The organism is Rhodococcus cerastii (assembly GCF_033042195.1).
Lineage (GTDB): Bacteria > Actinomycetota > Actinomycetes > Mycobacteriales > Mycobacteriaceae > Rhodococcoides.
In genome coordinates this window covers 164,508-189,509 of sequence record NZ_JAWLKF010000002.1, presented here as the reverse complement: position 1 = coordinate 189,509, position 25,002 = coordinate 164,508, and the positions used below count along the sequence as shown (strand labels likewise).

At 65.2% G+C, this 25,002-nt stretch carries 23 protein-coding genes; 6 read left to right on the top strand and 17 right to left on the bottom strand.

Annotation, left to right across the window (positions count from 1 at the left end; translation table 11 throughout):
• Positions 1-57: 57 nt before the first annotated feature.
• Positions 58-249, top strand: a complete 192-nt coding sequence (locus R3P93_RS05145) for a DUF3073 domain-containing protein (RefSeq protein ID WP_082898823.1) — start codon at positions 58-60, stop codon at positions 247-249.
• 73 nt (positions 250-322) lie between these two features.
• On the opposite strand, the gene purM is transcribed toward R3P93_RS05145, so the two are convergent.
• The 10 genes from purM to purL all read right to left on the bottom strand — a co-directional run bounded on the left by purM (position 323) and on the right by purL (position 13,817).
• On the bottom strand, positions 323-1,423 hold the full coding sequence (purM, locus tag R3P93_RS05140; protein ID WP_032376541.1) for a phosphoribosylformylglycinamidine cyclo-ligase: 1,101 nt from the start codon (positions 1,421-1,423) through the stop codon (positions 323-325).
• Between the two features lie 92 nt (positions 1,424-1,515).
• Positions 1,516-3,186: an ABC transporter ATP-binding protein gene (locus tag R3P93_RS05135; protein WP_094639296.1), complete on the bottom strand. Its 1,671-nt coding sequence runs from the start codon at positions 3,184-3,186 to the stop codon at positions 1,516-1,518.
• Complete coding sequence (locus tag R3P93_RS05130; protein ID WP_317532542.1) at positions 3,183-4,151, bottom strand: ABC transporter permease; 969 nt, start codon at positions 4,149-4,151, stop codon at positions 3,183-3,185. Before R3P93_RS05130 ends, R3P93_RS05135 begins: the two co-directional genes overlap by 4 nt.
• Entirely contained in the window at positions 4,151-5,191 is a 1,041-nt protein-coding gene (locus R3P93_RS05125; RefSeq protein ID WP_176460326.1) for an ABC transporter permease, read from the bottom strand. Before R3P93_RS05125 ends, R3P93_RS05130 begins: the two co-directional genes overlap by 1 nt.
• Positions 5,192-5,247: 56 nt before the next feature.
• Complete coding sequence (locus R3P93_RS05120) at positions 5,248-6,933, bottom strand: ABC transporter substrate-binding protein (protein WP_317532541.1); 1,686 nt, start codon at positions 6,931-6,933, stop codon at positions 5,248-5,250.
• 116 nt (positions 6,934-7,049) lie between these two features.
• Positions 7,050-8,612, bottom strand: a complete 1,563-nt coding sequence (purF, locus tag R3P93_RS05115) for an amidophosphoribosyltransferase (RefSeq protein WP_068283319.1) — start codon at positions 8,610-8,612, stop codon at positions 7,050-7,052.
• A gap of 126 nt (positions 8,613-8,738) precedes the next feature.
• Positions 8,739-9,125: a sterol carrier family protein gene (locus R3P93_RS05110; RefSeq protein ID WP_317532540.1), complete on the bottom strand. Its 387-nt coding sequence runs from the start codon at positions 9,123-9,125 to the stop codon at positions 8,739-8,741.
• A 5-nt stretch (positions 9,126-9,130) separates the two neighbouring features.
• The gene (locus tag R3P93_RS05105; protein ID WP_317532539.1) at positions 9,131-9,718 is read right to left on the bottom strand and encodes a CPBP family intramembrane glutamic endopeptidase; all 588 of its coding nucleotides are present in this window, start codon (positions 9,716-9,718) and stop codon (positions 9,131-9,133) included.
• Entirely contained in the window at positions 9,715-11,442 is a 1,728-nt protein-coding gene (locus R3P93_RS05100; RefSeq protein WP_317532682.1) for an alpha/beta hydrolase, read from the bottom strand. The genes R3P93_RS05105 and R3P93_RS05100 overlap by 4 nt, the downstream gene beginning before the upstream one ends.
• A gap of 83 nt (positions 11,443-11,525) precedes the next feature.
• Positions 11,526-13,817 carry a phosphoribosylformylglycinamidine synthase subunit PurL gene (gene purL / locus R3P93_RS05095; protein WP_068049919.1) on the bottom strand — a complete coding sequence of 764 codons (2,292 nt, stop codon included), beginning with the start codon at positions 13,815-13,817 and terminating at the stop codon, positions 11,526-11,528.
• Between the two features lie 113 nt (positions 13,818-13,930).
• On the opposite strand from purL, the gene R3P93_RS05090 reads away from it, so the two are divergent.
• Positions 13,931-14,695 (top strand): nucleoside phosphorylase, encoded by a 765-nt coding sequence (locus R3P93_RS05090; protein ID WP_317532538.1) that lies wholly within the window; start codon positions 13,931-13,933, stop codon positions 14,693-14,695.
• Between the two features lie 426 nt (positions 14,696-15,121).
• On the opposite strand, the gene R3P93_RS05085 is transcribed toward R3P93_RS05090, so the two are convergent.
• Positions 15,122-16,429, bottom strand: coding sequence for a M18 family aminopeptidase (locus tag R3P93_RS05085; RefSeq protein WP_094668888.1), 1,308 nt, complete (start codon positions 16,427-16,429; stop codon positions 15,122-15,124).
• A 58-nt stretch (positions 16,430-16,487) separates the two neighbouring features.
• On the opposite strand from R3P93_RS05085, the gene R3P93_RS05080 reads away from it, so the two are divergent.
• The gene (locus tag R3P93_RS05080) at positions 16,488-17,384 is read left to right on the top strand and encodes a hypothetical protein (RefSeq protein ID WP_068049926.1); all 897 of its coding nucleotides are present in this window, start codon (positions 16,488-16,490) and stop codon (positions 17,382-17,384) included.
• 124 nt (positions 17,385-17,508) lie between these two features.
• Here the strand turns inward: R3P93_RS05080 and R3P93_RS05075 are convergent, their stop codons facing one another.
• The 3 genes from R3P93_RS05075 to purS are packed head-to-tail and all read right to left on the bottom strand — an operon-like array spanning position 17,509 to position 18,821.
• Complete coding sequence (locus R3P93_RS05075) at positions 17,509-17,859, bottom strand: VOC family protein (RefSeq protein ID WP_094639288.1); 351 nt, start codon at positions 17,857-17,859, stop codon at positions 17,509-17,511.
• A gap of 36 nt (positions 17,860-17,895) precedes the next feature.
• Positions 17,896-18,573: a phosphoribosylformylglycinamidine synthase subunit PurQ gene (purQ, locus tag R3P93_RS05070; RefSeq protein ID WP_094639287.1), complete on the bottom strand. Its 678-nt coding sequence runs from the start codon at positions 18,571-18,573 to the stop codon at positions 17,896-17,898.
• Complete coding sequence (gene purS, locus R3P93_RS05065; RefSeq protein ID WP_032395924.1) at positions 18,570-18,821, bottom strand: phosphoribosylformylglycinamidine synthase subunit PurS; 252 nt, start codon at positions 18,819-18,821, stop codon at positions 18,570-18,572. Before purS ends, purQ begins: the two co-directional genes overlap by 4 nt.
• A gap of 96 nt (positions 18,822-18,917) precedes the next feature.
• Here purS and R3P93_RS05060 point away from each other — a divergent pair, with 96 nt between their 5' ends.
• Entirely contained in the window at positions 18,918-19,556 is a 639-nt protein-coding gene (locus tag R3P93_RS05060; protein WP_317532537.1) for an MBL fold metallo-hydrolase, read from the top strand.
• Here the strand turns inward: R3P93_RS05060 and R3P93_RS05055 are convergent.
• A complete protein-coding gene (locus R3P93_RS05055; protein ID WP_317532536.1) occupies positions 19,553-20,227 on the bottom strand; it encodes an LppP/LprE family lipoprotein in 675 nt (224 codons plus the stop codon). The two genes, R3P93_RS05060 and R3P93_RS05055, sit on opposite strands and share 4 nt — an antisense overlap.
• 182 nt (positions 20,228-20,409) lie before the next feature.
• On the bottom strand, positions 20,410-21,219 hold the full coding sequence (gene thiM / locus R3P93_RS05050; protein WP_317532535.1) for a hydroxyethylthiazole kinase: 810 nt from the start codon (positions 21,217-21,219) through the stop codon (positions 20,410-20,412).
• 42 nt (positions 21,220-21,261) lie between these two features.
• On the opposite strand from thiM, the gene R3P93_RS05045 reads away from it, so the two are divergent.
• Positions 21,262-22,080, top strand: a complete 819-nt coding sequence (locus R3P93_RS05045) for a DeoR/GlpR family DNA-binding transcription regulator (RefSeq protein WP_317532534.1) — start codon at positions 21,262-21,264, stop codon at positions 22,078-22,080.
• Here the strand turns inward: R3P93_RS05045 and R3P93_RS05040 are convergent.
• Positions 22,044-23,612 (bottom strand): FGGY-family carbohydrate kinase, encoded by a 1,569-nt coding sequence (locus R3P93_RS05040; RefSeq protein ID WP_317532533.1) that lies wholly within the window; start codon positions 23,610-23,612, stop codon positions 22,044-22,046. The genes R3P93_RS05045 and R3P93_RS05040 overlap by 37 nt on opposite strands.
• Before the next feature lie 406 nt (positions 23,613-24,018).
• Between R3P93_RS05040 and R3P93_RS05035 the strand changes: the two genes are divergently transcribed.
• Complete coding sequence (locus R3P93_RS05035; protein WP_068049935.1) at positions 24,019-24,978, top strand: hypothetical protein; 960 nt, start codon at positions 24,019-24,021, stop codon at positions 24,976-24,978.
• Positions 24,979-25,002 lie beyond the last annotated feature (24 nt).

Genomic DNA, 25,002 nt, shown 5'->3' with positions numbered 1-25,002 from the left:
TAACGGGGCCGCCAAATTTCCCCAGGCCGCCCCGAAAGTCCGCGAGGGGGCACCGCCATGGGCCGAGGCAGGGCTAAGGCAAAGCAGACAAAGGTCGCTCGTGAGCTCAAGTACAGCTCGCCTATTACGGACTTGGAGAGACTGCAGCAAGAGCTCTCCGGTGGTTCGTCGAACTCGCATCGTGGCGGCGTCGACTCGGACGCGCCTTCCCGAGTCGAAGAAGACGAGTACGAGGACTGGCGACGCTAGTACTGAGCACGACAACGACTGAGGGGGAGCCGCGATGCGGCTCCCCCTCACTTGTTTGCCCGTCCTCGGGCGATCAGAACCTCGGGTGGTTACCCAGCAGCAGCGCACGCTCGTCGGCGACGTCCTTACCGGTCGCCTTCTTCACCGTACCCAGCGTCCAGCAGTCGATGTGGCGTGCGGTCAGCACGGCGAGTGCGCGGTCGACGTCCTCGGGTGCCACGATGGCGACCATGCCGACTCCCATGTTGAACGTCTGCTCCATCTCGGCCCGCTCGACGCGTCCGCGCTGAGCGATCAGCGAGAAGATCGGGGCAGGGCTCCACGTGGTGCGGTCGAGTTCGGCGACCAGGCCCTCGGGCATCACCCGTGAGAGGTTGTTCGCCAATCCGCCGCCGGTGACGTGGCAGAACGTGCGCACGTCGGTTTCGGCCGCGAGCGCGAGGCAGTCCTTGGCGTAGATCTTGGTCGGTTCGAGCAGCTCCTCGCCGAGGGTGCGGCCGAACTCCTCGACGTGTCCGCCGAGATCCATGTGGTTGATCTCCAGCAGCACCTTGCGCGCGAGGGAGTAGCCGTTGGAGTGCAGACCCGACGATCCCATGCCGATGACGACGTCACCGGGACGCACCCGCTCGGGTCCGAGGATCGAATCAGCCTCTACGACGCCGATGCCGGTGGCCGAGAGGTCGTAATCGCCGTCGGCCATCAGTCCCGGATGCTCGGCCGTCTCGCCGCCGAGCAGTGCGCAGCCGGCGATGATGCAGCCTTCTGCGATGCCCTTGACCAGTTCCGCGACCTGCTCGGGAACCACTCGGCCCACGGCGATGTAATCCTGCAGGAACAGTGGCTCGGCACCACAGACGACGAGGTCGTCGACGACCATTGCGACCAGGTCGAGGCCCAGGGTGTCGTGCTTGCCGAGCGCCTGCGCCACGGCCACCTTGGTGCCGACGCCGTCGGTCGAGGCGGCCAGGACGGGCTCGCGGTAGTCGCCCTTGAGCGCGAAGAGGCCGGCGAAACCGCCGAGACCGCCCATGACCTCGGGCCTGCTGGCCTTCTTGGCGAGCGGCGCGAACAGTTGCACTGCTCGATCTCCTGCGGCGATGTCGACCCCGGCCGCCGCGTAGGAGGCACCGCCCGAGTGAGTTGCGCTCGTGGGTTGGGATTCCTCGGTCATTCGGCTCCAGCCTGTGTACTCGATCATGTGAGCGCCCGTGACGGCACAGATAGCGCCCTAACGGTACCGGAGTGCCCGGTGGCGAGAAGAATTCACGTGTGCAGGCGCTTGCCCGGGATCGCCGCCAACAGCTTCTTGGTGTAGTCGGCCTCCGGCGATCGCAGGATCTTCCACGGTGTTCCCTCTTCCACGATCGCTCCGTTGCGCAGCACCACCACGCGATGCGCGACGCGGTCGACCACCGCGAGGTCGTGACTGATGAACAGGCAGGCGAAGCCGAATTCCTGCTGCAGTGCCTCGAACAGATCGAGCACGGCTGCCTGCACCGACACGTCCAGAGCGCTGGTCGGCTCGTCCGCGACCACCAGATCAGGTCCCAGCACCAGTGCCCGCGCCAGGCTGACGCGTTGCCGCTGCCCACCGGAGAGCTCGTGGGGGTAGCGCTTGTCGGTGCCCGACGGCAGTTGCACGGCGTCGAGCAACTCGGTCGTCCTCGCCGCGATCGCGTCCTTTGAGCCGTACTTGTGCACGATCATCGGTTCGGCGATGCATTGCCCGACGGTCAGTCGGGGGTTCAGTGATGCGGACGGGTCCTGGAAGACGAAGCCGAATCGCTTACGTAACGGCTTCAGCTTGCGTTCGCTCACGCCTGCGATGTTCTGTCCCATCACCGTCACGCTGCCGCTGGTCGGCTTCTGCAGTGCTGCAACACATCTGCCGATCGTGGACTTGCCCGAGCCGGATTCGCCCACCAGCCCCAGGGTTTCGCCGCGGTGGATGGTGAGCGAGACGTCGTCGACCGCCCGGAACGCAGGTGAGCCGACGCCGCCGGAGAACTGCACCACCAGACGCGAGACGTCGAGTACCGGTTCTCCCGAGGTGTCTACCGTCTTGTCGGACTCCACGGCGGCGAGGGTCGGCACCGCGGCCAGCAGCTTCTTGGTGTAGTCGTCGGCGGGTGCGTCGAAGAGTTGCGCCACCGGAGCTTCCTCGACGACGCGGCCGTTCTGCATGACGACGACGCGGTCGGCCAGGTCGGACACGACGCCCATGCTGTGGGTGATGAGCACGATGGCGCAGCCGAGCCGATCCTTGAGATCACGGAGCAGGTCCAGGATTTCGGCCTGCACCGTGACGTCGAGAGCGGTGGTCGGCTCGTCGGCGATGATGACCTTCGCCTCGCACGAGATGGCGATCGCGATCATGACGCGTTGCTTCTGCCCACCCGAGAGCTCGTGCGGGTAGTACGAGAAGCGCTGCTCGGGATTGGGCAGACCCACCATCGTCAACAGCTCGACGGCCCGAATCTTGGCATCCTTCGCCGACATTCGCTTACCGTCGTCACTTCGGGTCGTTCCGCCGGCTCCACTCCTGGCGCGTGTGTGCGCCCGCAACGCCTCGACGATCTGATAGCCGATGGTGAACAGCGGATCGAGGGCGCTGCCCGGTTCCTGGAACACCATCGAAATCTTGTTGCCGCGCAACTGCGCCCACGCCTTGTTGCTCAGCGTCGTCACGTCCTGGCCACCGAGTACCACGTGTCCTTCGACGCGTGCGGTGTCGGGGAGCAGGCCGATGGCGGATCGGACGCTGACGGACTTGCCCGATCCGGACTCCCCCACCACGGCGAGTACTTCGCCGGGGAACACCTCGAACGAGACCTCGGTGACGGCATCGACTTCGCCGGCGTCGGTGAGGAACGTGACGGACAACGACTTCACCGACAATGCGGACTCGCGTGGAGTTGCAACACTCGATGTCATACCTTCACCGCCTTCTTGAACTTCTTGCGGGTACGCAGCAGCGGATTGAGTGTCTCGCTTGCGCTTTCGCCCACCATGGTCAGGCCGAGCACCACCAACACGATGCCCAGGCCGGGGAACACCGACGTCCACCAGATGCCGTTGGAGATATCGGGCAGCGCCTTGTTGATGTCGTATCCCCACTCCGAGGCGGAGGTGGGCTCGATGCCGAATCCGAGGAATCCGAGTCCGGCGAGGGTCAGGATGGCCTCGGCACCGTTGAGGGTGATGATGACCGGCAGCGTCTGCACCACGTTGGCGAGGATGTGGCGGAACAGGATTCGCGGAGTGCCGGCACCGGTGACCCGGGCGGCGTCGACGTACGGTTCGGTCTTGACCGCCACCGTGGCGTTGCGCACGACGCGGAAGTACTGCGGGACGAAGATGGCCGTGATGGCGATGGCTGCGGATGCGATGCCACCGAAGCTCGACGACTGGCCGCCTGCGACGACGATCGAGATGACCACCGCGAGAAGCAGCGAGGGGAACGCGTACATCGCGTCCATGAACAGCACGAGCACGCGGTCGAACCAACGGCCGATGTAGCCCGAGGCCAGGCCGAGCGGAACACCGATGATGAGCGAGAGAATCAACGACGACGCGATCACCATCAATGCCGTTCGGGCACCGTAGATCACGCGCGAGAACACGTCCTCACCGCGAACCGAGGTGCCGAACCAGTGCTGCGCGGACGGGGCTGCTTGTCGGGCGAAATCCTGCCCGGCGTCGCTGGTCTGCGAGAACCCGTACGGCGCGAGAAGCGGGGCGAACACTGCGGCGATCACGAACGCCACCATCAGCGCCAACCCGACGATCAAGGTGACGCGTTGCAACCCCGACGTGGACTTGACGAATGCGACGCCGGGAAATCCTCGACGGTACGGACGGGTGGGAGGGACGTCGGACAGCACGACTTCGGTGCTCATCAGAACCTCACTCTCGGGTCGATGAGTGCGACGATCGCGTCGGTGACGAAGCTGACGACGGCGACCACGACGGCCAGGAACGTCACGATGCCCTGCACCGCAACGAAATCGCGTTGCTGGAGGTATCGGGCGAGTTCGTAGCCCAGGCCCTGCCACTCGAAGGTCGTCTCGGTCAGTACCGCACCGCCCAGGAGTACGGCGATCTGCAGGCCGATGACGGTGACGATGGGAATCATGGCGTTGCGGAACGCATGTCGTCGCGTCACCGTGCCCTCGCTCAATCCGCGAGCGCGCGCAGCGTCGACGAACGGTGCCTGCAACGTCTGAATCAGGTTGACGCGCACCAGCCTCAGGAACACTCCGGCCGTCAACAGACCCAGGGCGAGTGCGGGTAGCACGGCATGCTCGAGCACGTCCACGATGTAGCTCGGCTCGCCGTACAGGAACGAGTCGACGATCAGAATGTTGGTCTTGGGCGAGACGTTCTGCAGTGCCAGTTCCACATTGGTGCTGGCACGACCGGCGACGGGCAGCCAGCCGAGCTTGACTGCGAACAGCAGCTTGAGCAACATGCCGACGAAGAACACCGGAGCCGCGTACGCCAGGATCGCGAAGATCCGCAGTGAGGCGTCGCCGAATCGGTCCCGATGGGTGGCGGCGAAGAATCCGAGCGGGATGCCGACCGCGAAGGCGACCAACAGTGCCCAGAACGCCAATTCCAGTGTGGCAGCACCGTTGACGAGCAGGACGTCACTGATCGCGCGGTTGTCGGTGGCGGAGCGGCCGAAATCGCCGCGCAACAGTCCGGTCAGGTACTCCCAGTACTGCGTCAGAATGGGTCGGTCGTAGCCGGCCTCGGCCTTGCGCTGGGCGATCTGTTCGGCAGGTAGGCGACCACCGAGGGCCGCGGTGATCGGATCACCGATCACCCGCATCAGAAAGAACACGACGGTGACGAGAATCCAGGCAGTCGGAATGATCAGCAGAAATCTGACCCCGAGATAACGGGCGAGCGCGCCGTACCGTGACGGCGCGCTCACCTGCTGTGCTTGCTTCTCGCCCTCTACCGTCGTGCTGTCGGTAGTGGGCACGCCGGTCAGCCCTTGGCGAGAGTGACGAATCGGAACTTGAACGAGGCGTCGAGAGTCTCGTCCACGCCGCTGACCTCGTCGGTGGCGACGGCGATCTGCTTGCCCTCCAACAACGGAAGCGTCGGCAGGTAGTTCGTCGCGAGCTCGGTCTGAATCTGACCGATGATCTGCATCCGCGCATTCTCGTCGGCGGTCGTGCGCTCGAGATCGAGCAGTGACGTGATGGCCGGGCTCTCGAAGTGCGACTGCAGGAAGTTGTCCGGCCCGAAGAACGGCGTCAGGTAGTTGTCCGCATCGGGGTAGTCCGGGAACCAGCCCAGCTGGTACACCGGGTAGGCGTCGGCGACGCGTTCCTTGGTGTACGTGCTCCACTCGGTGGACTGCAGGTTCACGTTGAACAGGCCCGTCGCGTCGAGCTGGCTCTTGATCGCGGCGTATTCCTCGCTCGAGCTCGAACCGTAGTGGTCCGGGTTGTACTGCAAGTTGAGCTGCACCGGGGTGGCAACGCCTGCGGCAGAAAGGAATCCGGCTGCTTCGTCGCGGTTCGGGGTGGTGCCGTAGACGTCGCCGTACGCGGTGTTCGCACCGGCCAGGCCTGTGGGTACGACGGAGTACAGCGGGGTGTAGGTGCCCTTGTAGACGCCGTCGGACAGCGCCTGGCGATCCACCGAGGCCGCAATTGCCTTGCGCACGGCCAGCTTCTGATCAGGGGTGTCACCGGGCATCGTGTTCATGTTGAAGACCATGTAGCGCGATTCACCGCCGGGTCCCTCGTGCACCGTCAGACCGTCGACGCTGCCGAGCGATTCGACATCCGTCGGGGTCAGCGATCGCCATGCGACGTCGATGGCCTTGTTCTGCACGTCGAGCTTGAGGTTGTCGGAGCTGGTGTAGTACTTCGCGTTGATCGACGAGGTCTTCGGGGTTCCGAGGATGCCCTTGTAGTCGCCGTTCGCGGTGAAGCTGACGAGGGAGTTCTTGGCGTAGCTCGCGATGGAGTACGGGCCGGCGAACGGGGTGCCCGCCACGATGGCGTCGTCGTCGAGAATCGAATCTGCCGGGAACACGGTCTGGTCGACGATCGGGCCCGCCGGTGTCGCCAGAATCTGCGGGAACGTCTGATCGTTCGCGGCCTTGAGCGTGAACTCGACGGTCTTCTCGTCCGGAGTCGCGATGCTGTCGAGGTTCGTCAGCAACGACGCGGGTCCGTTGGGATCGTTGATGGCGACGATGCGATCGAAGGAGAACTTCACGCTCTCGCTCGTCAGCGGGTTGCCGTTCGCGAACGTCAGATCGTCCTTCAGCGTGCACGTGTAGACGGTCGGCTCGGCGAAATCGCAGCTCTCGGCGACATCGGGCTCGAGCTCGGAGCTACCGGGCGCGAAATTCATCAGGAAGGGATACGTCTGGTTCATGACCATGAACGAGCCGTTGTCGTACGAGCCCGCCGGGTCGAGTGACGTCACCTGGTCGGTGGTGCCGACGGTGATGGTGTCGCCACTGCCCTCACCGGAGCCACCGGCTTCGTCGGTGCGGCCCGAGCCGCAGGCTGCCGCAGTCAATGCGAGTACCGACAGTGCTGCCACTGCAGCAAATTTCTTGCCGTGTTTGCGTCCCGCTGTACCGGGTGCAGCGGTCTTCGATGCCGCGCTGTAGCGCTGCATGCGTCCGTCGTCGGGCGACAGGGTCATCTGAAAGCCTCTATCCAATCGGTGTGTCCTATGTAACTGAAAGGACAGTACCGACGGACTGTTTCCAATATGTGGCATTGAGAAAACCCTGCTGTTCCCTCGCAGGAACGCCCTGCTCAGGGACGACTCAGAGCACTCACGTTCGCGTCGTTGTCCACCGGCTGCCCGGCCGCCGAGGCCAGCAGACCCTCGAGAACGTGCTTGCCGAGTGCGTTGTCGGCCGGCAGATCGATCGGATACTTGCCGGTGAAACATGCTGCACACAACCGGGATTCAGGCTGCTCGGAGGCCGCGATCATGCCGTCGATGGAGATGTACCCCAACGAATCGGCACCGATCGCCTGCCGAACACCCTCGAGAATTCCGTCCTCGGAATCGACACCGTTGGCGATCAGCTCTGCGGGAGAAGCGAAGTCGATGCCGTAGAAGCAGGGCCAGCGCACCGGCGGCGACGCGATTCGCACGTGAATCTCCAGCGCACCGGCCTCGCGCAGCATCCTGATCAGGGCGCGCTGGGTATTGCCGCGAACGATCGAATCGTCCACCACCACCAGCCTTTTGCCCCGTATGACCTCTTTGAGAGGATTCAGCTTGAGCCGGATGCCGAGTTGACGAATGGTCTGCGACGGCTGAATGAACGTGCGGCCCACATAGGCGTTCTTCATCAAGCCCTGGCCGTAGGGGATGCCGGAGCCCTGCGCGAAACCGACCGCAGCGGGAGTTCCGCTCTCGGGCACCGGGATGACCAGGTCCCCCTCGGCAGGATGTTCCTTCGCGAGACGACGTCCGATCTCGACGCGCGTCGAGTGCACCGAACGACCACCGATGACGCTGTCGGGACGAGCGAGATACACGTACTCGAACACGCACCCCTTGGGCTCGGGAGCCGCGAAGCGTGAGGACCGAACACCGTCGGCATCGATCGCGAGCAGTTCACCGGGCTCGATGTCGCGGACGAACGCGGCACCGACGATGTCGAGTGCCGCAGTCTCGCTGGCAACCACCCAGCCGCGATCGAGGCGGCCGAGGCACAACGGTCGAACGCCGTGCGGGTCACGCGCGGCGTAGAGAGTGTGCTCGTCCATGAACGTCAGACAGAAGGCACCCTTGAGCAGAGGCAGCAGTTCCATCGCCGCCTGCTCGATGGTGCAGTCGGCTGCCTTGTGCGCCAGCAGCGCGGTCACCACGTCGGAATCCGACGTGCCGTTGCCCTGCAGTCGGTCGCTGATCAGCCCTGCGTCGCGCGCCTTGGTGGCGAGCTCGGCGAAGTTCACCAGGTTTCCGTTGTGGCCGAGTGCAATCCCGGTCCCGGCGGTGGTGGTACGGAAGATGGGCTGCGCATTCTCCCACGTGACCGAACCACTGGTGGAGTAGCGGCAGTGCCCGATTGCGACATGCCCGGGCATCGCACCGAGCGTCTGCTCGTCGAACACCTGGCTGACGAGACCGAGATCCTTGAACACCAGCACCTGGGAACCGTCGGACACTGCGATGCCGGCAGCCTCCTGGCCACGGTGCTGCAGCGCATAGAGGCCGTAGTACGAGAGCTTGGCCACATCCTCGCCCGGTGCCCACACTCCGAACACACCGCACTCCTCGCGCGGCTCGTTCTCCGGTTCGTCGAGGGGTTTGCCTAGCAGAAGATTCGGACTGTCGACCGACAAATCGGCGTTGGTCACGGGCATTGCTCCCTTGGGGGACGGGGCGGGGGGCCGTGCCTGAGTCTACGGGCACACGACCGGAGTCAACGCATCGTGTGGACGGGAGATTCCCAGTAGGTGAACGTGTGTCCGATTTCGAGCGAATCACCTGATGGACAACAGTGGCAGCCAGCGACCCACTTCGGCCGCTCTGCTGCCGGACGCATCGATCGAACCGTCGGCGAGAGCGTCGGCGAAATCCCGGATTCCGGTGACCACCTGCAGCCACGTCAGCGCGTCGGTTTCGACCACGTTCGGCGGTGTCCCCCGGGTGTGACGCGGCCCCACGATGCACTGCACCGCGACGAACGGCGGTACCCGCACCTCCACCGAGGATCCCGGCGCATTCTGGCCGAGAGTTCTGGCAGTGGTGCGTACCGCGGCGGCAATCTGCGCCCGCGCAGGCTTGTCCGCCTCACCCTTGATCCATTGCTCGACGGCCAGAACGGCGTCGCGTACCTCGGCGGGGCCGACTTCCTTGTGCGGTGGCACTGCGTCTAGCTCCTGTCGTCCGCTGCGAGATGCGCCAGCACAGCGCCGCTGGCGTTGAGAAAGTAGTGCAGCAGCGCCGGGGCGAGCACACTGCCGCTGCGGGCTCGAAGCCACGAGAACACCACACCGGCCGCTGGCGTTGCCACCACCGTTCCGACCACGGTGTCACCCGCCGCGCGGGCCGGGTGAATGTGCCAGAGCCCGAAGAAGATCGGCGACAGAGCGGGCGACGCGGCGTCGAGCACACCGCGGAAGAGCAGTTCCTCGGTCAGTACCGTTCCCACCGGGATGCGAAACAGGACCCACTCGGCCAGTTCGTCCTCGGACGGCCGGACGCGGCGTCGCAACGCGGGAATCGCGGCCACGACGGCAGAGCCGAGCACCGGCACCGCCGACGCCGCAGCGCCCCACTTCAGGCCGGCAGCGAAATTGCGCAGGCCCAGCTCTGCTGCGCTCGTTCGAGACAGTGCAGCCACACCGACGGCGAACGACGCGTTGGCCACTGCCCGTCCACGGGCATCGAGACCGAGCGCGGGAACGAGGTAGGTACTCCACGCCGTCGTCGCGATTCCGGCCGTCACTGCGGTTCTCACTTCTCGGGACCGTCTCGGCCGGCGAACTGCTCCATGACTCCGCGGACTCGTTCGGTGTCGCGGTCGGTCCACCCCTCGGGCGCGGCGACGGCCACCCAGCCGTCGAGCACGAGGGTTCCGTAGTTGTGGCCGTGTCCGTCGGGAACGCCCGCGGCGTTGGTCAGATCGGCGGCCACCTGCCAGAAGGTCACGACCGGGAACCATCGCATGCTCGGCAGCCGGTCCGGCCCCGGTGGCTCGGACAGCCAGTCGGGACGCTCGAACAGCAGGTCGGGTGACCACCAGACCACCGGATCCGACGCGTGCTGAACGTAGAGGATCCGCGGCTCGTACCAGGGCTGATCCTCTGGCGGGATACCCGACGAGTTGTCGGCGAATCGGACCGTCAGTCCCTCGGAGTAGACCGGCCGCACCTCCGGGCTTCCCGGGTCGCGTCGGCTGACGAACTGACTCCAGATGCGGTTGTTGTTCGGCGGTCCAACCCACAGGACGCCGTCGGTGGTGGCCCGGATGTCGGCCAGACCGTCGAACGCTCCTTCACCCGCCTGGGTACCGAGGCTCTCGCCGTAGACGTAGAACTTCGGGCGCGTGGCCTCCGGTTCCTGCAGCCAGCGGTCGTGCACCTTGTCGATCAGAGCTCTGCCTGCCTGCGCGGCCTTGTCTCCCTCCGCGATGAAGGAGATCCAACTCGGCAGGTACGAGTACTGGGATGCGACGGTGGCGACATCGCCGTCGAACATGAGCTCTTCGGCTTCGATGGCGGTGGGATTGACCCATCCGGTTCCGGTGGTCGGGACGACGACGAGAGCCGCGCGCTGGAATGCCCCGGTGCGTTCGAGCTCCGCGACCACGATGTTCAGTCGCTCGTCCTGGGTCTCTGCCGTTTCCAGGCCTGCGTATGCCCGGATCGGTTCGAGGCTGGGGCGGCCCGTGGCTCGCTCCATCTCGTCGGCGCGCAGTCCGCTGGAGACGAAGTTGCGACCCTCGAATCCGAGGGTGTCCCATGGCGCCAACGAGTTCGGGCTGCCGGAGCGTTCGTCGGCGACGGGTTGTTCTGCGCCGTCCCGGGTTTCGTCGTTCTGCAGACTGAACACGGAGTTGGTGACCTCGGAGACCGCGCGCAACAGGACACCCTGCACCAGGGCGACGGACAGCACGACGAGGACGACGACCCCGAGCGCATTGGCCACTTCGCGCGGCATCTTCACGACGCGGTTGATCTGACGGGCGAGCAGACGAACGAAGTCACGCAACACCCGCCACACCGAGATCAACAGGGCCGCAATGGCGATACTGAGCGCGCCGGTGCGGAAATACCCCGTCGTGGTGGTTCCCTCCGCGTCCATCAGAGCGGCCAGCTCACGCTGCCATTCCGCCGAGATCGCCAGCATGATCATCGACGCCGCGATCGCGAGGACAGGAACGGCAGCCTTGACGGCCAGCTCGACCTTGCGCGGCAACGGCCACCACGATCGGGACGAGAGCCACCACCGAGTGACGGCCCACCCCACCGCGACGCCGAATGCGTAGCCGATGGCCGCGTTGATACCGCCGATGATGCCCTGGAACAGCCATCCACGAGGGAGCAGAGACGGAGTCAACGACCAGCAGAAGAACAACGCGCTGAACGCAATTCCGGTGAAGTCCAGGCGCAGCAGGCCCCAGGCCCACATGACGAACGGATGCTTGGCGGGTGAGGGGACGACGAACTCGACCGAGGGCAGGTGGTACCGATGATGCTGGTCCTGCTCGAGTGTCGCGTCGACCTCGTCGTGGCGCTGCTCCGATGTGCGTCCCCCCACCTCGGTCAGCCGAAGAGTCTGGGAAGAGTGCTCTCGAACGTCTCGCGCAGCTCCGTCATCGGGACGGAGAACTGCCCTTGCACCTCGATCGAATCCGAACCCTCGTCGACGACGCCGATGCGTGCCCACGGCAGACCGCGGGCGGTGCACATGCCGGTGAAGCGAGTTTCTTCCGTGCGCGGTACCGCGACCAGTACGCGGCCCGAGGACTCGGAGAACAGTGTCACGAACGGATCGGCACCCTCTGGAAGGATGATGCGGCAACCGGTTTCACCGGCCAGAGCGGCTTCGACGACGGCCTGAGCGAGGCCGCCCTCGGACAGATCGTGTGCCGCAGAGACCAATCCGTCGCGCGAGGACGAGAGCAGAATGTCTGCCAGCAGTTGCTCGCGGGCGAGATCGACCTTGGGTGGCACGCCGCCGAGGTGATCGTGCTCGACCTGAGCCCAGATGGACCCGTCGAACTCGTCATAGGTCTCGCCGAGCAGGATCAGCGTCTCGCCGGGCTCGAGTCCGAGGCCGGTGGGGATGCGGCGATGCACGTCGTCGATGACGCCGAGTACACCGACGACGGGTGTCGGCAGGATCGGCTCGGCACCGGTCTGGTTGTAGAAGCTGACGTTGCCGCCGGTCACGGGAATGCCGAGGGTGACGCAGCCGTCCGCCAATCCGCGCACGGCCTGCTGGAACTGCCACATGACGCCCGGGTCCTCGGGTGAGCCGAAGTTCAGGCAGTTGGTGACGGCCTTCGGGGTCGCACCGGTGACGGCGACGTTACGGAACGCCTCGGCCAACGCCAGCTGCGCACCCCGATACGGATCGAGTGCGGTGTAACGACCCGACGCGTCGGTGGCCAAAGCGATTCCGCGACCGGTCTTCTCGTCGATGCGGATGACGCCTGCGTCGGCGTGCTCGGCGAGGACGGTGTTGCCGCGCACATAGCGGTCGTACTGCTCGGTGATGAATCGTCGGCTGCACAACTGCGGCGAGCCGATCATCTTCAGCAACGTCGCCTTCAGCTCGTCCCCGGTTTCCGGACGCTGCAGCGACGCAGTCGTGTTCGCGACCAGATCGTCCTGGGTAGCGGGTCGCTGCACAGGACGGTTGTACACCGGTCCCTCGTGCGCGACGGTCTTCGGCGGAACGTCGACGACCGTCTCGCCGTGCCAGGTGATCTGCAGATGTTCACCGTCGGTGACCTCACCGATGACCGTGGCCAGAACGTCCCACTTCTTGCAGACGGCCATGAACGCGTCGACGTTGTCGGGAGTCACCACCGCGCACATGCGCTCCTGGGATTCGCTCGACAGCACCTCGGCGGGCGTCATGCCGGTGGCGCGCATCGGCACCTTCTCCAGCTCGATGTGCATACCGCCACTGCCCGCTGACGCGAGTTCCGAAGTGGCACAGGACAACCCGGCACCACCGAGGTCCTGGATACCGACGACGAGCTTGTTGGAGTACAGCTCGAGGCAGGCTTCGATGAGCACCTTCTCGGTGAACGGGTCGCCGACCTGCACTGCCGGAAGCTTCTTCCTACCGCCTCCGGTTTCGTCGCCGTCGAAGGTCTCCGACGCCAGCACGGACACGCCGCCGATGCCGTCGAGACCGGTGCGTGCGCCGAACAGAATGATCTTGTTGCCCAGGCCCGACGCGAACGCGAGATGCATGTCCTCGACGCGCATGACACCGGCACACAGAGCGTTCAGCAGCGGGTTACCGGCGTAGGAGGCGTCGAACACCGTCTCGCCGCCGATGTTGGGGAGGCCGAGGGAGTTTCCGTAGCCACCGACGCCTGCGACGATGCCGCTCAGGACGCGGCGCGTATCGGGTGCATCGGCAGCACCGAATCGCAGCTGGTCCATGACGGCGATCGGGCGAGCGCCCATGGCCATGATGTCGCGGACGATGCCGCCGACGCCCGTCGCCGCACCCTGATAGGGCTCGACGTACGACGGGTGATTGTGGCTCTCGACCTTGAACGTGACGGCCCAGCCGTCGCCGACGTCGACGACGCCCGCGTTCTCACCGATACCGGCGAGCATGGGCTTGCGCATCTCGTCGGTGGTGGTCTCACCGAAGTACTTCAGGTGCACCTTCGAGGACTTGTACGAGCAGTGCTCGCTCCACATGACGGAATACATCGCCAACTCGGCGTCGGTGGGCCGACGGCCGAGGATTTCCTTGATGCGGACGTATTCGTCGTCCTTGAGTCCGAGTTCCTTGTACGGCTGCGCTACGTCGGGGGTGGCGACGGCGTTGGAGACAGTGTCTGTGGGTACAGAGCTAGCGGACACGAGGAATAGGTCCCTTCGATGGAGCGAAATGCCAGGGAGAGTCTATCGGGACCGTGCGACATGTACGGCATCGGTCGTGCAAGGCTGCGCTTCGGTCGTGCGAACATCACCTGATGGACATCGCGCTGACCGAGAACGATCTGGACGAAACGGGCGTCATCGACCCGTCGATGGTGGCCGAGGGAGTCGACGTACCACCCAAGGCCGTCGTCTGTTTCTTCTCCGAGGTGATCGAGAGCATCTGTGCGAAAGGCGACGCCCGAGTCGTCTCGGTCATGCGCTCCGAGCACGGCGAACACCCCGTCTACGAGATCGAACGGAACGGGGAGAAACTTGCTGTCTTCCACCCCGGCGTCGGAGCTCCACTGGCCGCGTTGTTCCTCGAAGAGGCCATCGCGATGGGCTGCACCCAGTTCGTGGCCGTCGGCGGCGCGGGCGCACTGTCCGACGACCTGGGCATGGGACACGTGATGGTGGTCGACAGCGCCCTGCGTGACGAGGGCACCTCGTTCCACTACCTACCGCCGGGACGGATCGTCGACGCCGACCCGGACGGAGTGGCCGTACTGCAATCTGTGCTGACCGACGCCGGAGTCGACTTCGTCACCGGCCGCTCCTGGACGACCGATGCGCTCTACCGCGAGACCCGTGCGCGCGTTTCCCGCCGCGTCGAAGAGGGCTGCCGAACCGTCGACATGGAAGCCTCGGCCTTCTGCGCCGTCGCCCGATTCCGCGGAGTGCGATTCGCGCAACTGCTGTACGCGGGTGACTCCCTCGCCGCCGACTGGGACCACCGCGGCTGGACCAAGGCCACGACAGTGCGCGAACAGTTGTTCTGGCTCGCAGCCGATGCATGCCTGCAACTGAGCCCGATCTAGCCGAGACGCGGGTTGCCGGTTCACTGGGTTGCTGATTCCTATTCACTGGGTTGCTGGTTCTGGTTCACCGGGTCGCAGACTCGCCTCCGCCGCCTACCCCCCCACACCCGACCCCCGCAAATGCGCGCGCGTTTGCCACACGCGCGCGAAATCGCCCCAGCACAGGTCACGAATCCGCGAGCACCTGACGAATGCGCGCGCATTTGCGACCGCCGAACGAGAAACGGGGAACGGGGAACGGGGAACGGGAAACGGGGAACGGGAAACGGTGTTGCGCCGCGGTATTCAGCCTCCGTCCACACCCTCCGCCCCGGACCCCCGCAAATGCGCGCGCGTTTGCCATACGCGCGCGAAATCGCCCCAGCTCAGGTCACGAATCCGCGAGCACCTGACGAATGCGCGCGCATTTGCGACCGCCGAACGGTCTCAGACTGGGGCCAGGAATGCCGCCAACGCGTCGGCGTAGGACTTCACGTCACTGGCTCCCATCAACTCTCGCGACGAGTGCATGGCCAGCTGCGCTGCGCCGACGTCCACCGTGGACAGGCCGGTGCGCGACGCAGTGATGGGTCCGATGGTCGAGCCGCAGGGCAGATCGGCTCGATGTACGTAGCGCTGCAGAGGAACTCCGGCCTGATCGCAGGCGAGCGCGAAGGCACCGGCACCCGCGGAATCCGTTGCATAACGCAGGTTCTGGTTGACCTTGAGCACCGGTCCCCCACCGAGTTCGATGCGATGCGCGGGCTCGTGCCGGTCCGGGTAGTTGGGATGCGTCGCGTGCGCCATATCGCCTGAGGCACAGATGGATCCGGCCATCGTGCGCAGGAATTCCTCACGGCCGCCGCCGCGTCCGAGCACGATGCGCTCGAGCACGGTGTTCAGCAGATCCGAGAACGCGCCGCGGTCGGACATACTGCCGACTTCCTCGTGGTCGAACAGGGCCAGCACCGGCGTGACAGCGGTCGGATTGTCCACTGCGGCAAGCAAAGCCTGAGTCCCGGCGTAGCAGGTGCCCTGATTGTCCAGACGTGGCGCGCTGACCAGTTCGGACTCGACACCCACGACGGCACTGGGCGCCAGATCGTGCGTCATCAACTCCCAACCCAGTACCGAATGCGGGTCGACGCCTTCTCGCTCGGCGACGTATGCGATGAACGATTGTGGCGAATTGCCCACGCCCCAAATGGCATTGACGTGTCGCTGCGGATCGAGGGTGACACCCTTGCGATCCTCGGAGAGGTGGATCGCAAGCTGCGGGACTCGCAGAATGGGCTCGTCGACCTTCACCAGAACCTCGCGCACCGCGTTTCCGTCGCGCACACTCAGCCGGCCGGAAATGCCCAGATCGCGATCGAGCCAGGAGTTGAGCCACGCACCGCCGTACGGCTCGAGGCCCACCATCTGCCAGCCCGCGGATTGCAGATCGGGATGTTGCTTCACGCGGAGGTTGGGGCTGTCGGTGTGTCCGCCGACGATACGGAACGGGCCATCAGGAGTGGAGCCTGCGGAACGACCCGAACTACTGCTCTCGGTGCTCCAGGCGACCAGTGATCCGCCGCGGATCAGGTAGTAGCGGCCTGCTTCCGTAGGCCAGGTATCGGTCTCGTCGAGCCGTACGAATCCTGCGTCGTCGAGTTGGACGGAGACTGTCCGGCACACGTGAAACGGTGACGGAGAGACGTCGACGAAGTTGCAGAGACCGGTTGCGGAGGCGTGAGTCGACATGGGAACCATTGTGGCAGCCGCCGCGTCGAACACCTCGAGAGCACACACCGACCGGGGGGACGACTTCATGAAATTTCATTCTCTGCCTGATTACGGCGCAGTTCATGCGACCACATTCGCCATCGTGCGAATGAAGACGATCGAAGCATTTCGCAAGCGTGGGGTGGTGGTTCACCGCGAGGATGCGACGACGTTGGCGGTGGGCTCGGGCGTTCGCATGTCACTGAACAACGTGTTCGCCCGATGCTCCGGGGTGAGTCGATCGGCGTGGGACGGCATCATTGCCGGCTATGTCGACCTGATGATCGAGATGATGCGCGAGGCGGATCCCACGTTCTTCACCGGATTGTCGGACGACGAGTTCTACTCGAGGCTGCGCGAGCGCGTCATCGCTCCGTCCGCCCTGGCGGCCATGGGTGAGTGCGAGTACGAGTATTCCGTCCCGCTACTCGACGTGCCGGGCGCACCGCGACGGGTGCTGAACCTGTCTTCTCCGAATCGCGCTGTGACACTGGCAGATCGGCATCTTGTCGGCCGAGACCTGGACGCCGCCTGGGCCGCAGGCCGAAGGAACACCGCAGCGCTGAAATTCGAGGACGGCCGAGTTCTCAGCAGAAACAGCGTCGACATCGAGGTCCTCAGCGGTGATTCGATCTACCTCGCGTCGAAGGTCGCCGATATGACCACGCTGATCTCCGCGCACCTCGGCGAATGTCTGTACGGCGTATTGTTCGTCGTTCCCAATGCCTACGAGTTCATTTTTCACCGGCCTCGCAACGCCGACGTGGCGCTCGCGGCAGCAGCCGAGCTCGCCGAGCTGGCAGATATGTTCACTCGTGACACGCCTAGCCCACTGTCACGCTCGGTGTTCTTCTGGCGGGACGGCGAGTACTGCGACGTATCGGGCGGGCCCACGGGAGTTTTCGCCGCTACCTTGGCTGAGCTGCCGGCGGCCGCGGCCTGACCGCGGTCACGTGCCGGTAGACCCGCTGTTCGGGCGGCGGGGTGGTGGGCCGTCCCGCAGCAGCATCGCAAAGACGTCCCAGCCGACCACGAGCGTCATCCAAGCTTGGGCGGGCATCCGCCGCTCAGTGCGAACCGGACACGCAGAACGAGTTGCCGTCGGGATCGGTCAGTGTCACCCAGCGAAAGTCGCCCATGGTGTGCTGCGCAATTTCGCTTGCACCCGCCTCGACGAGCCGCGTGACCTCAGCGTCGAGGTCACCGGTGGTCATGTCGAGGTGGACGCGATTCTTGCCTGGCGTCGGGTCGTCGATCTTCTGGAAGGCCATTCGATACGGTGCCGACGCGAGTTCGACGACGTAGAACCAGCCGTCGTTCTCCTCCACGATCGTTCCGTCCGCCTGCGCGGCCCACCAGCGGGCGAGCGGTCCCGGGTCGGTCGTGTCGAACGTGATCATCGCCAAGTTCAGTGTCATGGCGGCACAGTAACCGCGACCACCGACACGTTCGAGTCAGGCGTTGACGATCGTGTCCAGTGCCGAATAGAAGATGCCGAGGCCGTCGTCGCTCGGTCCGGTGAGCGGCTCGGTGGCGTGTTCGGGGTGCGGCATCAAACCGACGACTCGACCGTTGGCCGAGGAGATCCCGGCGATCCCGCGCTGTGATCCGTTCGGGTTGCTGCCGCTGTAACGGAAGACCACCCGGCCCTCACCCTCGAGCTCGTCGAGCACGTTCTGCGGTGCCTGGAATCGACCCTCGGCATTCTTGACCGGAATCAGAATCTCAGCACCGGGCTCGTAACGCGACGACCACGCGGTGTCGGTGTTCTCCACTGCCAGCCACTGATCGCGGCAGACGAAGTGCAGCCCTTCGTTGCGAGTCAGCGCGCCGGGGAGCAGGCCCACTTCGCACAGAACCTGGAATCCGTTGCAGATACCGAGAACCGGCATACCGCCCTCGGCGGCCTTGACGACGGACTCCATCACGGGGGCGAAGCGGGCGATCGCTCCGGCGCGGAGGTAGTCGCCGTAGGAGAATCCGCCGGGGACGACGATGGCGTCGACGTTCTTCAGATCGGCATCGGCATGCCACAGGCTGACGGCTTCTCCTCCGGCGAGGGTGACCGCACGAGAGGCGTCGACGTCGTCGAGAGTCCCGGGGAAGGTGATGACTCCTACGCGGGCGCTCATGCGGCGGGCTCTACCGACACGCGAGTGACTGTCCAGTCCTCGATGACGGTGTTGGCCAGCAGCGATTCCGCGATCTTCTCGAGCTCGGCGTCGTCGACCGTGTCGTCGACCTCGAGTTCGAAACGCTTGCCCTGGCGGACGTCGGACACACCGGAGATGCCAAGACGGCCCAGTGCACCGGCGATCGCCTGACCCTGCGGATCGAGAATCTCGGCCTTGGGCATGACATCGACAACGACTCGGGCCACGAAAGCGCTCCTTGAAATACGTACGGCTGGTTACCGGCAGGTGGGAGTCTACGCAGCCCTGGCGGGAGGCGCGAAACCGCGCTTACTGTGGGGACCATGCGGCTGACACACTTCGGACATTCCTGCGTTCTCGTCGAACTCAACGGCACCACCGTGCTGTTCGATCCCGGCACGTTCTCTCACGGGTTCGAGGGCATCACCGGACTCGACGCGATCCTCGTCACCCATCAGCACCCGGATCACGTCGATCTTCAGCGACTTCCCGCTCTGGTCGAGGCGAATCCGCGTGCGGCACTGCATGCCGATCCGATGACCGCAGGCCAACTCGGCGGCCATTGGACTCCGGCTCCCGCGGGTCAGGCCTTCACGGTCGGCGGCATCACGGTCACCGGCGTCGGCGGCACCCATGCCGTCATCCATCCCGAACTGCCGGAGATCGACAACACCGGTTACCTGCTCGGCACTCCGGAGAATCCGGGCCAGCTGTTCCACCCGGGCGACTCGCTGTTCGTCCCCGAGCAGCAGGTCGAGGTTCTCGCGCTCCCCGCTGCCGCGCCGTGGTCGAAGCTCTCCGAGACCGTCGAATTCCTGCGAGCAGTGAACCCCAGGATGGCATTCCCCATCCACCAGGCCATCGTCGCGGAGCAGGCCAGGGGCGTCTACTACGGCCGCTTCAAGGAGATGTCCGACGCCGAAATCCGCGAGCTTCCCGAGGAATCGTCCGTCTCGATCTAGCCGGTGACCTCGGGCGGGAGGGTGCCGATCATGGTGACCTGTGTCCCGTCCCAGCGGTAGTCGATCGTCACCGGGCCGCCGGTGGGGTTGGCGAACGCGTCGTCACCCACCGGCCAGCGGTAGTCGACCGTGACGGTGTCGGCAGTCTGACCGATCACCGAGGTGAACGAGGTGGGCTCGAGCGTCGCGGTGCCGAGGTAGTCGTAGTTGTGACCTGCGAAGAACAGAATGTGCGTCGGTGATGACGCGGTGCCACCGGCATCGGTACGCACCCAGGTGAAATCGGCGCACTGGTCGCCGATCTGAGTTGCGATCCAGGGCTCGCCTGGGAAGTAGTCCGGCAAGGACGCGACTGCGTCGACCACCCTGGTGGAGTCCAGCCCCAGGCAAATGGGGTACTCCGAACCCGGTGCATGCTGTTCGGCGTCGGGCAGGGAGTTGTTCTCGGGGAGTTCCTCGGTATTCCAGTCGATCGGACCGTCGGGCTCCACTGCCCCGGTGTCGACTGTCGGCCGGCTCGCCTCGGGCTGCGGCTGGGCGGCCTGGGGCTGGGTGCTCGCCGGGGGCGCTGTAGTAGGCGCGGTGGTGGCCGGCGCTGCGCCCGGTTCGTTCGAGTTCCCGCACGCGACGAGAGCGAACGCACTGATGATGACGAGGAGAAGTCGTTTCATGAAGACCACCTGGTTCGATTTGCCCGACGCCAGGTATGTCCGCTCGCAAACGTGTTCCGTTACATCACGTTTCGGTCAAGGTGCCGTTACATCCAGGCGGTCTGCAATTTTCGCACCACTACGCGCACATTTCGCGACATTCCCGCGAATACGGCAGCACAGTGGAGCACCGGTTGCAATCGTCAGACCGTGTCGAGCCGGACCAACTCGCGCAGCGCCGACTCGTCCACCGCGTCCAGGCCGTCGAGGAACGCGACGGCGAAGGACCCCGGCCGCGTAGTCGACCGCGCAGCGATCTCCGACGCCACCGCGACATGCGCGTGCGCCGCGACGGCACCGATCAACGCACTCGGTGACACCGCGCAGTAGGCAGCCGTCAGCGCACCGAGCGCACATCCGGTCGCGGTAACCCGCTGCAGCAGTGCACTTCCGCCGCCGACCTTCACCATGACATCCGGGCCGAGAATGTGATCGGTCTCCCCCGATGCCGCCACCACGTCCGCTCGATCCAACAAAGATCTCGCCGCATCGACCGAATCCGCCACCTGCGCAGACGAATCCACTCCTCGCGATCCGCCGTCCGCACCTGCCAGCCCCATGATCTCCGACGCATTGGCGCGAATGACGCTGGGCCGGTTGGCAAGTAGTTCGACGGCCACCTGGGTGCGCCACGGCAGACCACCTGCTCCCACCGGATCGAGAACCCACGGCTTCCCCGCTGCCCTCGCTGCGGCCGACGCCAGGTGAGCGCTTTCGACCTGCGCGGCCGTCGGAGTCCCGAGATTGACCAGGACCGCGTCGGCGATCTCGGCGAAGCCGGCCGCTTCCTCGGGGTTGTCCACCATCGCCGGAGCGGCACCCGCGGCCAACAGCGCGTTCGCGACGAACTGCACCGACACGGTGTTGGTCAGACACTGGACCAGCGGATTACGTTCGCGTAGAAGTCGATGTGCGTGGGCGACGTCGTCCAGGGTCACGCTAGAAGCACTCATCGATCCGAGTCTACGACCGCGGTCGACGGATACGATGCCCTGGTGGCCACACTCCTCAAGCCCGAGCGGCACTTCCGAATCCTCGAGCTACTGCGCACGACGGGCAAGATTCTGTCTTCCGAACTCGCCGTCACGTTCGACGTCTCCGAGGACACCATTCGCCGGGATCTGGACGAGCTCGGAGCGGAAGGAAAATTGAAGCGTGTGCACGGCGGAGCGCTGGTGGTGTCCACGTTGCGCCAGGACTACCGGGATCGGCGAGGCCAGGAGGCGTCGGCCAAGTCGCTCGTCGCCCGTGCTGCCGCAAGCCTGCTGCAGGACGGCCAGGTGATTCTCATCGACGGTGGTACGACGGCGATCGAGGTGACGAAACAGCTCGACCCCCAACTTCGCGCGACGTTCGTCACGCACAGCCCGTCCACCGCGGTGAACCTCGCGGAACATCCCCACTGCGAGGTCGTCGTGGTCGGGGGTCGCCTCCTGAAGAACGCCATGGTGACAGTGGGCGCGCAGACTCTCAAGACCTACGGGTCGATCAATGCCGATGTCGCGATCCTCGGCATTCTGGGCATCAACGTCGACTCCGGTATCACTCATTTCGAGTACGAGGAAGCGCAGATCAAACGGGCGATGATCGAGGGGGCTCACCGCTCGATCGTCCTGTGCACCAGCGACAAGCTGGGCTATTCCGGTGCATTCCAGGTTGCTCCGCTCGCGGCGATCACCACGCTTGCGGTCGAACCCGGCCTGGATCCCGCACTTCTACGGCAGTATCGCGACAGCGGCGTCGAGTGCATCTCCGTCGACGACATCGAACAGGGCGGTCAGGCATCCGCTGCGACGACGGACCGGGCGCAATAGCGATCGTCGACCGAATACCCTCTGCTCCAGACCGCAGCCAGTGCCGTGGTCGTTGCACGATGGCGCGCGTATCGAACAGCCATCACCGCCACCTGCTGCGGATCGGGTTCGTAGGATCGCAGCGTAGGCGTGAATGCCGATGCAGCGGAGACGAATTCCGGAAACATCCCGATTCCCACCGCAGCTGTGATCGCAGCGCCACGGACCCCGATTTCCCCTCGGTCGGCGACGTCCACGCGCAGTCCGAGAACGTCGGCGAATATCTGCGGCCAGATCGGGCTGAGCGAGGCACCCCCCGACATCCGGACGACGCCCGGCCGAGCTGCGTCCTCGCCCTCGAGGAGCGACTCGATATCCGCTCTGTGCGCGTAGGCGATTCCCTCGTACACAGCCAGCGCCGCCTCGTCGAACCCGTCCTCGGCAACCGCCCCGAGCAGACCGGCCGGCGCGCCCCCGGGTCCACCGAACAGATACGGGAAGAACATCATGTCGCCCAATCGATCTCGGGCATACGCGCGAGTCACGGCCTCGTCGCACATCCGATAGAGGTCTCCCCCTCGGTTCCTGGCGTCGTCTACCGGTCCGCCGAACAGCGAGCGACAACACCATTCGAGGTTGCTCGCCGACGTGATCCCGCCTTCGCTCGCGAGATACACCTCCCCCGTGACGTACCGGCACTGGAGCAACGGGGGCCTGCTGGTTCTGGGGCGTCGATGCAGCGTTTGATCGATTCCGAATGTTCCTGCGACAACGGACATGTGGCTCCTGTCGAGCACCCGTGAGGCGACAGCGCACGCGGCGACGTCGACCACTCCCCGAATTACAGGGGTGCCCACCGCGAATCCGGTCAGTTCGGCGGCCACGGCGGTGACCACGCCGACCTTCTCTGCGCCCGGCCCGATACTCGGCAACACGGCGCGCCACTGCGAGAGTCCGAGCAAGTCGAGTGCGTCCTCCGACCATGAATTTCGCTCGATGTCGCACAAGCCGGTCAGCCCGGCATCGGTGTGATCGGTGGACATGTCCCCGCACAATCGAGACCTGATGTAGTCCTTGCAGGCAAGGACGCGATGCACCCTGGGCAGCATCGACGGCTCGTGCTCGTCGAACCATCTCAACAACGCCGCGGTCTGTCCGCTCCACCCTCGCTGCGACACCATGTGCGCAACCCGTGCTGCCGTGACCTCGTCCAGTGCTGATGCGGGTTCGAGTTCGGTCCTGACATCGGTCGAGAGGATGCCGTTCCCGAGCGCCGCGCCGTGCTCGTCGACCAGCCACAACCCGCTGCCGTAGCCGGTGACCGATATCGCGGCGATGTGGCGCGGACCGATGCCCGACGAGCGGAGCAGGGCCTGCGCCGCGGAGCACACGGCACCGAACAGTGCATCGGGATCTTGTTCACGCCTGCCGCCGCTGGACGTCGAGTGCGGACTTCGTTCCTTCGATGCGGCCAATTCGTGCCCGTTCGCGTCGAACAGCCCTGCTTTGACGAAGGTTCCGCCGGCGTCGATGCCGACAGTGTATTGCTCCATGACCACCATCCCGGCTGCGGATTAATGCAGCTCTTGCGATCCCGTGCGGACGGCTACCGCCTCAGGACTAGATGGCAAGGATCACACAGATTCACCAATTTGCCTAGTGAAATGGGGTTTGAAGTCGCAGATATTACCGCCCGGTAGATGTTGACTGCCACTCCAGCGTGAGTTAACTTCGTCACTAAGCCGCACAAACCGGCATAAACACGAAGACAGTTCCTCTCAACCCGGCGCCGCTCGAACACGAGCTCCCTCGGTCACCGTCCCCGCCTGGTGCGGCCGATGGCTTTCGAAGAGGTTTCGCCCCGCATTCCCACCCGTCACCTCGGGCCAGGAGTGGACGGGCTCCACCACGAGGACCCGTGAACGGGCACCTCACCGTCTCGAACAAAGGACTCTTGCCGTGGATCTTCAACTGGTCGCGTACATCGCTGCATTCGGCGGTGGGTTGGTCGGCGCTGCCCTCGGCGGACTGTTCGTCTTCAGTCTCTGCGGCATCTTCTGCATCGTCGGCGTGGTGGCAGCGCTGGCCGGTTCCGACTACGACTTCCTGGGGCAGCTGGCATTCGGGCCCTTTCTCGGCCCCCAGGTGGCGTTCGTCGGGGCGGTTGCGGCGGCGGCATACGCCAAACGCACCGGCAAGCTGGACGACGGCAAGAACATTCTCTCGCCGCTGGTCGGCCTCGGTAGCAGCAGCGTGCTGCTCGTCGGCGGCGCGTTCGGAGTTCTCGGATTCGCGCTCGAAAAGGCTCTCAAATCCGCCGTGAGCATCGACTCGACGATTACCTCGGCGGTGGTGCTCACCGATACTGTCGCCCTCACGGTCGTGATTCTTGCTGCGGCAACGCGCCTTTCGTTCGGACGCACCGGACTGGTGGCATCGAACCGAGGTGGCCCGGGCGCACAGATCGCCACCCGGTGGCACCCGACCGCGACGCAGGCCTGGCTACCGTTCCAATCGCACCGGCTGCAGGTTGGCACCGTCGCTGTCGGCTTCGGACTGGCTGCGGGCTGGCTGATCGTCAGCCTTCCGGAGTCGGCCCGAGCACTGGGCCCCATCCTGCTCTTCGGATTCAGTGCCACGACACTCCTGCTGCTGCAGATCGGCCTGTCCGGTCCGGTATCGCATCACATCACGTTGCCCGCCGGCTTGGCCGCCGTCGCCGTTCTCTCCGCAGGTGCGCCCAGCACGATCGCACTGCTGGCGGCCGTCGGAGTGGGATTGTTCAGCGCTTTTCTCGCCGAGCTCAGCTCCCGCATCTTCCACACGCTCGGAGACAGCCACTTCGACCCTCCGGCGTGCGCCATCGCCGTCACGACATCGCTGATCGTCGGCACCCAACTGATATTCGGACAAATCTGAACCGGCCCATCGGCCCCACAGCGG